9 protein-coding genes are annotated in these 11,558 nt (G+C 65.1%); 4 read left to right on the forward strand and 5 right to left on the reverse strand.

Annotated elements, in window-relative coordinates; all coding sequences use genetic code 11:
- The 3 genes from EB084_10485 to EB084_10495 all read right to left on the reverse strand — a co-directional run.
- Window positions 1-1,580: hypothetical protein (locus tag EB084_10485; GenBank protein ID NDD28679.1), on the reverse strand; the 1,580-nt coding region annotated here is incomplete at its 3' end.
- 54 nt (window positions 1,581-1,634) lie between these two features.
- On the reverse strand, window positions 1,635-2,003 hold the full coding sequence (locus EB084_10490) for a hypothetical protein (GenBank protein ID NDD28680.1): 369 nt from the start codon (window positions 2,001-2,003) through the stop codon (window positions 1,635-1,637).
- Window positions 2,004-2,124: 121 nt separating this feature from the next.
- The gene (locus tag EB084_10495) at window positions 2,125-2,574 is read right to left on the reverse strand and encodes a TPM domain-containing protein (GenBank protein ID NDD28681.1); all 450 of its coding nucleotides are present in this window, start codon (window positions 2,572-2,574) and stop codon (window positions 2,125-2,127) included.
- Between the two features lie 199 nt (window positions 2,575-2,773).
- Between EB084_10495 and EB084_10500 the strand changes: the two genes are divergently transcribed.
- From EB084_10500 to EB084_10510, 3 genes are all read left to right on the forward strand, one after another.
- A complete protein-coding gene (locus EB084_10500) occupies window positions 2,774-3,430 on the forward strand; it encodes a hypothetical protein (GenBank protein ID NDD28682.1) in 657 nt (218 codons plus the stop codon).
- A 276-nt stretch (window positions 3,431-3,706) separates the two neighbouring features.
- Window positions 3,707-4,360, forward strand: a complete 654-nt coding sequence (locus EB084_10505; GenBank protein NDD28683.1) for a hemolysin III — start codon at window positions 3,707-3,709, stop codon at window positions 4,358-4,360.
- 127 nt (window positions 4,361-4,487) lie between these two features.
- Complete coding sequence (locus EB084_10510; protein NDD28684.1) at window positions 4,488-7,226, forward strand: glucosidase; 2,739 nt, start codon at window positions 4,488-4,490, stop codon at window positions 7,224-7,226.
- Between the two features lie 8 nt (window positions 7,227-7,234).
- Here the strand turns inward: EB084_10510 and EB084_10515 are convergent, their stop codons facing one another.
- Window positions 7,235-8,320: a hypothetical protein gene (locus tag EB084_10515; protein NDD28685.1), complete on the reverse strand. Its 1,086-nt coding sequence runs from the start codon at window positions 8,318-8,320 to the stop codon at window positions 7,235-7,237.
- 273 nt (window positions 8,321-8,593) lie between these two features.
- Between EB084_10515 and EB084_10520 the strand changes: the two genes are divergently transcribed.
- Window positions 8,594-9,952: a phosphoesterase gene (locus tag EB084_10520; GenBank protein ID NDD28686.1), complete on the forward strand. Its 1,359-nt coding sequence runs from the start codon at window positions 8,594-8,596 to the stop codon at window positions 9,950-9,952.
- A 1-nt stretch (window position 9,953) separates the two neighbouring features.
- Here EB084_10520 and EB084_10525 read toward each other — a convergent pair whose 3' ends face one another.
- Window positions 9,954-10,649, reverse strand: coding sequence for a hypothetical protein (locus EB084_10525; protein NDD28687.1), 696 nt, complete (start codon window positions 10,647-10,649; stop codon window positions 9,954-9,956).
- Window positions 10,650-11,558: the final 909 nt, after the last annotated feature.

Below are 11,558 nucleotides of genomic sequence, written 5' to 3' on the forward strand. Positions count from 1 at the left end.
GGGGTAGCCGAGCTGTTCACGATGCCATTGTAGTTGAAGACCGCCGTGGCGTCTGAACCGCCGTTGCCAGCAGTGCCGCCGCCAATGCCTCCTGTGGCAGCCAGCCCCGTGGCCGTGCAGTTCACGGTGGTGAGGGTGCCGAGGTTGACGAAGATGGCGGGTCCGGCGGCTGCGCCGCCGCCACCGCCGCCCAGGGCGCCCGCGCCGCCCGAGAGGGCGCCGACCAGGAGGCCGCCCGCGCCGCCGAAACCGTCGGTCACGCCACCCGCGGGGGCGGTTTGGGAGCCAGGATTTCCGTCGCTTCCACCAGTTCCGCTATTGCCGTCGGAACCGTAGCCGGCGCTTCCGGTGCCCACACCCATCGAACCACCGAAGCCCCCACTGCCGCCGCTTCCGAACAAGCCGGCCGTTGGGCCGTTGCCCCCAGGCTGTGTGCCGTCTCCGGTGGACCCATCGCCGCCGTTGCCGCCGTTGCCGCCGACGCCGCCCTCCGATCCTACGGCGCCGTTGCCGCCGTCTGCGCCATTGCCTCCGTTGCCGCCGTCGCCGCCGCTCATGCCGGGTGCCTGTGGGTTGAAGCCATTGCCACCCGCGCCACCGACACCGCTGTCGGCGCCGGCGCCCCCTCCTGAGCCGAACCCGCCAAGGCTTCCGTTGCCGCCGCTGGTGGCGTTGCCGCCCGTACCGCCGGGGGGAGAGCCAATCGTTCCGTCGACCCCGTCTTGTCCGTTCGCGCCCCGTGTTCCCGCGGCGCCGCCGGAACCCACTGGCCCCGCACCGCCCGCGCCGCCGCTGCCGGCCGCGCCGTTGCCGCCATTGGCCGCGCAGTTGAAGAAGACCACGTTCGACACCGTCACGTGAGCGCTGGCCTGGTTGATGAACAGAGCGCCGCCCGCGCCCAGGCCGCCGCCACCGCCGTTGGTGCCAGGCTGTCCGGATGCGACCGCGTTCTGGATCTTGAGATTCGACAGCGTCACCGTGCCCGAGTCGACGAAGAAGGGCCGGTATGTGCTGGCGCCATCGATGACGATGCGGTTGGGGGCCCCGCCATCGATGATCACGTTCTGGGTGATCTGGGGGAGCGGGCTCGCCAGCGTGATGGTCGAGGGCACGGGGAGCGAGAAGCCGATGGTGTCGCCGGGCTGCGCGTTGAGCATCGCCTGACGCAGGCTTCCCGGTCCCGAGTCGGCTGTCGTGGTGACGAGCTGCTGCGGAGTCGGGCTCGGCTGCGGAGTCGGACTCGGCTGCGGAGTCGAACCCGTCACAGTCAGCTGGGCGGGCGCGCTGTACAGGTTGCTCCACATGGCGTAGATCGGGGTGCTGCCAGCGGCAAGCCCGGTCGCGATGCCAGACGCGTTGATCGAAGCAACGCTCAGGGTCGCCGCCGTCTTCGTCGGTGGACCAAAGGTGCTCCAGGCTGCCATGTAGGTGATGTTCTGCGACGGCTGGCCATCGTAGTTGGCCGTGGCCGTGAACTGCTGGGTGCCGCCCACGGCCACCGATGCCTCGGCGGGGGTCACCGTCACGCTCACCAGCCGCACCGTGCTCGTCACAGGCACCGTCACGGTCTGACCGCTCACGGTGGTGGCTGTCGGAACAATGTCGCCCGAGCTGAAGCCATTGGCGTCAAAACACTATACATACACATCAAAGGTGCCCGCGGGCACGTTCGGCACGGTCACGTCCAATGTGCTGGCGCCGTCGGGGCGCTGCGCTATGGCGAGGGGAACCACCTCTTGATGCGTGGCCTGATCGAGCACGTGTACAATCACGGAGGCCGTCTGCGCGAAGCTGGACGCGGCCGACGCAGTCTTCGCGACTGCTGGGAAGGTGAGCTTCACCACGAGCTGCCCCGCCGCGGGGGCGGGGGCGGGCGCGGTCACCCCGTTCGTGAGGGGCGAGCCTGCCATCGAGCCGCTCCCCGAGCCGCAGCCCGTCAGCAGCGTGATGACGGAGAGCGCAAGGATCGTGATTCGCCGCACGGCCGTCGTCTTTGGAATCATGGTAGCCCCTCCCGTGATGTGGTGTCAGAGCGCCGTTCAATCTGCGAACCGTTACAGTTCGCGGATGCTGTATTCGTGACCTTTTTAGTGAATCGGTTAGCGCCCGCGGTCGTGGAGCGCCTCAGTCATCGACCACCGAGATGTCATCTGGCGGTTCATCGACGTCGTCGTGGCGATGGGGAAACCAGGTGGCAAGATGCTCGCCGGCCCATTCGATGCCCTCGATGAGGCCCTCGGCGTAGCGGCCCTCGCGAAACCGTCCCACGATCTGGGTTGTTATGCCGTCCCAGAAGTGGGGCGGTACCTTGTGGTAGATGGCGTCATCGCCCATGATCAAGAACCTGCGGTCTTCCACGGCCAGGTAGAAGAGAACCCCGTTGCGGTGCCGCGATCCGTTCAGACCGAGGGCGTCGAAGGCGCGCCGGGCGGCGCCGCGCACGTCATCGCCCGCCCGCTTGTCGAGGCGGATGCGGATGTGCCCTGACGTGCGCGCCTCTGCGTGGCGCACGGCTGTGAGGATGGCGTCTTTCTGTTCGTGAGTGAAGAAGTCGCGCAGGTGTCGGTGTTCCATGCGTGCGTGTTTCCCGACCTGGGGGCGCGTTTCCCGCCGGTCTCGCCCGTGCTGCGTGAGGAGGGCGCGTTCGTGCGGCACCAGGCATGCCCGCCGGCCTCGCCTTCACCGTGCGGGGGGTGGAGGCGCACTGGGCAGCGGTCTGCGTGGCGTGGGGCACCGCGGAGGGCCCACGGCCCGAGCACCGAAACGTGAAGGGGTGAACGCGATTGGTTCTCTCAGCCCGTTCTCGATGCCCCTCGACGACCGCTACCGTCACGGCAACCACACCTGGAGCGGCGCGCACGGCGGTTACACCGACATGATCGAAGACGCGCAGTACGCTCACGCCGACGGAGAGTGGGACGTCGATCACGCGCCCTACACCGACGTCGACAGCGTCGACCTGTCGAGCGACGCGTCGTGCGCGTCGCTGTCGTCATCGGCTGATGTGCGTTCGTCGCTCGAGCCCCGGTCGGCAGCGTCGAGTCACGCACCGTCGCCCCCAACCCCTCCGCCCATCGACCCCATCGCTATCACGAAGGTCCGCGGCGCGCACGCTGACCCCTCCGAGGCGTCATTCGTCCCGGGACAGGTGCTGGCGGCCGCACTGGCCTCGTCAACGGGCGGCATCGCGGCCCACGATATCGCTTCGGCGGGGAGCGAGGTCAGACGCGCGCGCCTGGGTGTTCCGCTGGTTCTCGAGGGCTCGATGGAGATTCTCTCGGGATTTCACCGACGCGATTACGACAGCGTGTGGCGGGGTGCGCTGAAGTCGGAGGCCGGCGCGGTCATCTTCGCGGGGAGCCTGGTGGCCAGCCCCCTGCTCATCGCACTGGGCGCGGTGCTTGCGCGGCCCTACGAGCGAGGCACGTAGCCGCACCCGTGCGCGCGAGCAGCCGTGCGCGCGAGCGGCCGTGCGCGCGAGCGGAGATGGCGGCCGCGCCTGTGCGCAATGTGCTCGCCCCTCGCCTGTGGCAAAAAAGCCAGTCTCCGGCTTTTCAATCCCCCGAGTAGCCGGTCGCCGGCTTTTTCGCGCGAAAGAGGGGGGGCATGGCGGGTCGTCCAAGCCGCACTGCATCGCTGGAGGCTGGCGAAGGCCTCATTGAAGGTCGAGCAGGCGTGCTCTTTCCGGTGGCCGAACCTCATCGGTATGTCCACTTCATCGGCTGAGCTCAGCCGTCCCAAACCCCGCCTTCGCGGGGTCTCGCATCTCTGGGCGACAGTCGCGGCCATTGTGGCGGGAGCAGTGCTGGTCGCCCTCGCCTCGAGCGGGCGGGCCCGTCTCGCGGGCACCGTCTACAGCGTGTCCCTCGCCACCATGTTCGGGGTCAGCGCGCTCTACCACGTGCCGACCTGGTCTCCAGGGGTTCGCCAATGGCTGCGTCGGCTCGACCATGCCTCGATCTTCCTCTTCATCGCGGGCAGCTACACGCCATTCTGCCTCCTCGCGCTCCGCCAGGGAGAGGTGCTCCTGGGGCTCGCGTGGTTGGGAGCGGGCCTCGGCATCCTGCAAGCCCTTTTCTGGATTGGTGCGCCTCGCGTGCTCAGTGCGTCGATCTACCTCGCGCTCGGGTGGATGGTGGTGCCCTATCTCTCGACCCTGACCCGCGCCATCGGGGGAAGCGGCGTGGCCCTCGTCGGTGCGGGAGGGGTTTGCTTCACGGTGGGAGCTGTCATCTACACGATGCGACGGCCCGATCCGCTGCCGGCCACGTTCGGTTACCACGAGATCTTTCACGCCCTGGTCATCGCGGGGTGTGTGCTGCAGGGTTGCGTGGTGGCTCGCTTGATCATGCAGCCCTGAGACCACGCTCTCGAGATGCGTACGCGTCACCCTTCACCCCCGTTTGACGGTCGATCGGCGCGGAAATCTCCACAGTAGGGGGCCGCACGGCCGCCAGACGCGCGCAGCGCAAGCAGAGGGTGACACCATGCCAGACGAGTCGAACATCACAGCAGAAGACAAGCGACTGGCCGAGGAGCGCGAGAGCGGCGTGCCCTGGAAGGCCTGGGGGCCCTACCTCTCTGAGCGTCAGTGGGGTACGGTGCGCGAGGACTACAGCCGATCCGGTGATGCCTGGGAGCACTTCAGCCATGATCAGGCCCGATCGCGCGTCTACCGCTGGGGCGAGGACGGCCTGGCCGGCATCTCCGACGACAAGCAGCGGCTGTGCTTTGCGCTGGCGCTGTGGAACGGGCGCGACCCGATCATCAAGGAGCGTCTCTTCGGCCTCACCAATCGCGAGGGCAACCACGGCGAGGACGTCAAGGAGTACTACTACTACCTCGACAGCACGCCCACCCACGCCTACATGAAGTACCTCTACAAGTATCCGCAGGAGGCCTATCCCTACGACGATCTCGTGCGCAAGAACCGCGCTCGCGGCCAGCGCGACATGGAGTACGAGCTCATCGACACGGGCGTCTTCGAGGGCGATCGCTACTTCGACACGTTCGTCGAGTACGCAAAGGCGACCCCGCATGACATCTTGATGCGCATCACCCTGCACAACCGGAGCGATCGCGAGTGGACGCTCCACGTGCTCCCCACGCTCTGGTTCCGCAACACGTGGTCGTGGTCTGATGGGGGGCAGAAGCCGCTGCTCGAGGCTGTCACCGGGGTCTCTGCGATACGCGTCGTCCACCCCGATCTGGGGGAGCTCGTACTGTCGTGCGAAGGCGATCCCGAGCTGCTGTTCACCGAGAACGAGACGAACCTCGAGCGCCTGGCTGGGGTACCGAATCGCACGCCCTATGTAAAAGATGCCATTCATCGCTTCGTGGTCGGCGGTGTTCGCGAAGCGGTGAATCCGGCACGCACAGGCACGAAGATGGCGGCTTGCTATCGCGTGACCGTTGGCGCGAAGCAGTCGGCGGTTCTGCGGCTGCGTCTCTCCCGCGTGTCGGACGTTCCACGGGCGGACGGCCTGGGAACGGATTTCGACGAGATCTTTACCGCGCGCATCGCTGAGGCCGATGCGTTCTACGCGTCGATCACGCCGCCGCGCATGACAGACGATCAGCGTCTCGTCATGCGTCAGGCGCTCGCGGGCATGCTGTGGAGCAAGCAGTTCTACGGCTTTGACGTCTATCGATGGCTCGGCGAGCACGGGGTCGACGCGCTCTCCGGAAACGGCGCCGTGCGCAACCGCGACTGGTTCCACATGATGAACGAAGACATCATCTCGATGCCGGACAAGTGGGAGTACCCGTGGTATGCGTCGTGGGATCTGGCCTTTCACACCATCGCGCTGGCCATGGTCGACCTCGACTTTGCCAAGCAGCAGCTTCAGCTGGTGCTGAAGGAGACCTACCTCCATCCCAACGGCCAGATTCCCGCCTACGAGTGGAACTTCGGCGACGTGAACCCGCCCGTGCATCCGTGGGCAGCCATCTATCTCTACCTGCAGGAGAAGGCCACGCGTGGGAAGGGAGACATCGACTTTCTCAAGGCCGTCTTCGGCAAGCTCATGATGAACTTCACCTGGTGGGTGAATCGGAAGGATCGGGCTGGTCGCAATGTGTTCGAGGGGGGCTTCCTCGGCCTTGACAACATCGGCGTCTTCGACCGCAGCAGCCCGCTGCCCACCGGCGGCTATCTCGAGCAGGCCGATGGAACGGCCTGGATGGTGCTGTTTGCGCAGACCATGCTCCAGATCACCCTCGAGCTCACCGTTCACGACCCCACGTACGAGGAGATGGCGATCAAGTTTCTCGAGCACTTCATGTGGATCGCGCTCTCGGTCTACAAGCTGGGCAGCGATGGCCGTGGCATGTGGGATGAGCAGGACGGGTTCTTCTATGATGTGATTCGCTCGCCGGACGGCAGATCACAGCCCCTGAAGGTACGCTCGATGGTGGGCCTGCTGCCCCTTTGCGCAACGACGTCGTACGACGCCCGCGCCATCTTCTCGCGCCTGCCGAGCTTCGCCGCACGCATCCGGCGGCGCGTGAAGCAGCATCCGGAGCTGAAGCAGTTCATGAGTCACGTGGGGCGAGAAGGGGAAGACGGAGGGCGCCTCATGTCGCTGGTCGACGAGCACAGGCTGCGGCGCATCTTGTCGCGGGTGCTCGATGAGAACGAGTTTCTGAGCCCTTACGGCATTCGCTCGCTGTCTCGCTTTCATGGCGATCACCCGTTCGTGATGCACGTGGCAGGGCAAGAGCATCGCGTCGACTACGCCCCCGCCGAGTCGACCACGGGGATGTTTGGCGGGAACTCGAACTGGCGGGGGCCCATCTGGCTGCCGGTGAACGTTCTTCTCGTGCGCGCCCTGCTGCAGTACTATCAGTACTTCGGCGATGGCTTCACCATCGAGTGTCCCACCGGCTCGGGCCGCTCGATGACGCTCTACCAGGTGGCGGACGAGATCGTGCGGCGCCTGTCATCCATCTTTGTGCGCAATGAGGCGGGCCAGCGGCCGGTGTTCGGTGGCGCGCGCACGTTTCAAGACGATCCCCACTTCCGCGATCACCTGCTCTTCTACGAGTACTTTCATGGCGACAACGGCGCGGGGCTGGGCGCCAGCCATCAGACGGGCTGGACGGGTCTCATCGCGCCCTTGATGCACCTGTTCGCCTCGTATGACGTCGCGGTGTTAGAGCGCTATCGGTACAAGGGAACGCCGTCGTTCAAGCAAGACGTGTCTGGGGCGATTCAACGTGCGTGACGCACGGGTCAGCGCCTTGCGAACGCATCTCTGTGCGAGTCGAGCGGATTGTGCTCAGATCTTCCCCGATCACCCAGTCCACGTGAGAAGTCAACCATCGTCACCCATTCCGGGAAATCGATGAACGGATTGCGGTTTCCCTGTTTCTTCGCGATCTCGGCGTTGCGATGTCGCTCGTAGTCAGTGGGCGGATTCTCGCGCGACCAGCGAACCAGCATATTGATGTCGGCCTGGGTGTACTCAGCCGGCGTGTTCTTGACAATCCCCGGGTAGCGAACCAGGAAGTAGAGCGTGGCGCGGGCTACGGCACCTTTGCCCCCTTCAGGCTCGAACTGCCTTTGCCTCACGAAAGACGCACCCGTCTGCTGGCCTGCACGGTGCGGTTTCTCGCCATAGGGTCGATTGCCTCGCGAGCTGTTCACCGATGCGTCGCAGGCGAACAGGTGATGCAGGTCGCCACGCATCGGCATTCGATACCCAAACCACGATTGGGGCACGACGTGCTCGCAGTCGAGCGGCATCGCCGCATTCACGACCAGCTGTCGAACGCGGGAGTCGACCCCGCCGGCAACGGTGTTGGCGACGGCTGCGGCAGTTTGAAGCGCGGCGTTGCGCGCTGCACGGGTCAGCGGGTAGGCGGGCTCGCGTACATCACCCGCGTAGATGCTCTTGAGGGTGCCGTCGGGGTGGCGGTCTACCCGTGGGTAGAGGTCCCTGTTGGGCTTGTAGTCTAGCTGGGTCGTGTGGGTGGCTGCCACGAGTCTGTGAAGCGCTTCGAAGAGAGCGCCCCCCCGCATCTGCCCTGCTCTGCGCGGAAGGTCTGCGTAGCAGGCGTCCCGGTCGCGGGCGTCCTGGGCCGCGTCGTAGTAGGGACGGGGTGCGGCGCCCGAGGTCGCCCTCGTGAGAAGCAGGACACGCGCGGTGTGGGGGCTGGTGGCGTGTGAAGCGGGCGCTGTGTGCAGGAAGCTGTCGGTGGGGTTTTCCAAGGCGTCTTCAATGGCGAGGGGGGCACACGACGGGCTGTGGGCGGTATGGGGGGTGAGTCGCGCACGGAGAGTATAGCCTGTGGTGGTTCGCGAGATAGCTGTGGTCATCTCGTAGCTCCTCTTCTGACGTCGTTCGGTGCTGAGAGAGTAGCGCGAGAGCGGGCTGGTCTGTTGTTCTTTGTGTTAACAGGTCTGGTTTAAATTGAGGAAAAACTGCGTTTTCGTGCAGTATTGTTTTTTGCGCGTTGAATCAGTGTTCTTTGGCGGTCGTTCACCTGGCGGCTGTGGTGAGGGAGGGTGAATTCGGGTGCCGCTCGGGAAGGGTGAGGCTCTGGCTGGCAGGGGGCTGGAGCTTGGGTGGTGTAGACCTGCCGTGTGCCTATGTCATCACACACGCCTTCCACGCACGCCCCCACGCACTTGTACCTCGTCAGCGACCTCCACTGGGGCGGCGATGGTCAGCTGCAGGTGTGCGAGTACACCACCGAGTTCGTCGACTGGCTGAAGACCCTCGAGGTTCACGACAAGAGCACCGAGCTGCTCATCGTCGGCGATACCTTCGGTCTCTGGGAATCGACGACCATGCACGGCCCTCCCGCGCTTGAAGAGATCATTCGCCACCACGGCGATATCTTTGAACAGCTGAAGCGCACGGGCGAGCGCATCACCATCACGATGCTGGTGGGCAATCACGATTATGAGCTGGCGTGCGATCCGAAAGCCTACGGAGAGATTCTCGCACGCTACAACATACGGCTGGTCATCGACGAGGCCGTGCTGCGAGACGTGGGCGGGCGTCGCATCTGGATCGAGCACGGGCAGCAGTTCGATGTATTCAACCGCTCTGAAGATTACGGAAATCGCTACGCGCTTCCGCCGGGCTTCTTCATCACCGAGACGGTGGTGGGGGGCGCCAGCCGCCACTCTGAGTTCGGCACGAGCACCTGGCTGAAGGACATTCGTTCGGTCGCCACCATGCAGATCCCCGACTGGGTGGTCTCGAACTACTTCTATCGCGAGATGAGCCCGTATCTGCGCTGGTTGCTGCTGCCGTTCATGCTGATGTTCGGCGTGAGCATCGTCGTGCTCATCGGTGCAGCCCTGCGTGCCGCGGGAATGACCCAGGGCAACTTCGTGTTCAGCCTCCCCATATTCACCTGGTTTCACGCTTTTGGAGATGTGCTTCGCTTCGTGCTCGAAGTGAACGCAGCGTTCATGACGTTTCTGCTGATGCTCGCCATTCCGCTGACCTTCGTGATTCGCGACGCGCGACGGGCCATGCTTCGGTTCCGCCTGATGGGACCGGATGGATTCGATCCGGACGTTGACTCCATCGAGCCGTACATGGCGGGTGCCCGCAAGGTGTTCGCCGACCACCCTGATGTGTCGGTGTTCGTGTTCGGCCACACCCACGATGCCTTTCTCGAGAGCGAACCCGATGGTCGCATCGTGTTCAACACGGGCACGTGGCTCAAACTGCTGCGACGCGTGCCCGTGCGCTTCGGCTATCTGCCGTCGGTGTACGTGCCGTCGTTCCGACTCAACTACTTCCATCTGCACTCCAGCGACGGAGAGCCGGTCATCGACTACGTCGAGATCCCCAAGACGCCCGATGCGCGCGAGCTCACGGGGCTGCAGAAGCTGCTGCTGTTCGGGCGTCGTCCACCCGAGCCGCGACCCATCGCGGCGCGCACCGTGATCCCCGCGCGGGTGCCGGTCGAGGTGGCGGGCTCGACGTAGCTCAGGGCGATCGGCGAGAGACCTTCAGCCCGCCGATTTCGACGAACTCGTCGGTGACATTGACGCTCTCACCGCTCGGCGGGCGGTTGGAGAACTCCTCGATGAGCGCAAGATATTCGGTCATGCTCTGCTCCACGCGCTTCGACAGGTCTTCCTTCTGGGTCTCGAGGCGGTGTTCGAGCGTTCGGTTCGTGACGTGCTGGGCCAGTCGCTCGGAGGGCAGGACGAGGAACAGTCTCCCCGCAGTCATGACCCCTGCTCCCATCATCGCTGGAAGCAACGTAGAACCGCCTACAGTCATCACGATTCCCACGCCTCGAAAACCGTTCGCAAGGGCCGCGGCCATCGTCAGCCCCCAGGCCGCTGCTGCGATTGGACGACCCCGCTCACGCCAAGCCTTCTGATAGGCGTCTGGGTACGCGTTTTTTCGCTGGGCGCGAGGGAGGTTGAGGGCCTGCTCGCAGTCGCGGAGGCGCTCGCTCAAGGTTGCCCACGAGGCGAGGGCCTCGCGGATGCGCGGCTCTCTCTCTGCGCCATTCGGAAGGGGGACGGGAAGTGGTAGAGCAGGCGCCGAGCCTGCGACGCCAGCCGCGCCACCAGGGTTGGCGGTGAGAGCCGCAGGCTGGGCCACCAGGGCGACGCCGGTCATGGGCAGCGGCGCATAGAGATCGAGGGACGCGGGACGAGGCGCGTTCACGGCTAACCTCACAGGCGAAGTGGCCTGGCGTGGCGGCGTGACGTTGGCGGTCAGGGTGGCCTTCAAGACGTGGGTCTCCTCGGTGTCGGAATGGGGGGCTCTGGCTCCTGGGCAAGCACGACCATTCCTGCGCTGCTTTCGCAGTTCGGCGGTAGTCTGTCGAGATCGCCTGTTCGGCGGTTGAAATCAGCGTTACACACGAAGAACAGGGGCGTGATTTCTTCGTCACGCGATCGGCTGTCGTGCTCTGTGCGCGAGGTCTCGCCGTGCTCGCGTGTGGGGTTCTCCTGTGGGGTGTGGTGTGCGTGGGGCAGTACGATCCCTGTTTGTGGGATCAGAGTTGTTTTTGTTTCCGATTTCTGGGATCATCCAAGCTTTTGATCCCAGATTTGGGGATCGCAATCACAAGGTAGCCAGTCTGATGTTAGTGAGATGCGTCGCGCGGATGTCGGACCTGGGCTTGTCCCCCACGGCCTCGTGGTGGACACGCAGCGTGCCCCGTCCGCCCAGCTCCGCATCGTTGTCCCCCACGGCCTCGTGGTGGACATCGGCTTGTCCCCCATGGCCTCGTGGTGGACACGCAGCGTGCGCCCCCGTCCGCCCAGCTCCGCATCGTTGTCCCCCACGGCCTCGTGGTGGACATAGGTAGACCTGGGCGCTCAGCACGAGGTTCACTCACGCGAAGGCGATGCGCTCAGGTGGCTTCAGGTGCCCTGCCGGCAGCGTGGTCCTACGGAGTTCGTGCCTGATTCAATGGGTGGCGCCCCGGAGCTCTTGTCAGGGTTTTGTTTTTTTGAGGACGAACGGGAGAAGAGCCTGGTGGCGACGTGACAGGCGAACAGGCTGGCGGGCGTGGTGTGTCTGGTTGTGGTATGGCGATGTGTGAGTTTCCGCGCGGAAAGAGGTGGC

It is taken from the genome of Pseudomonadota bacterium, assembly GCA_010028905.1.
GTDB lineage: Bacteria > Vulcanimicrobiota > Xenobia > RGZZ01 > RGZZ01 > RGZZ01.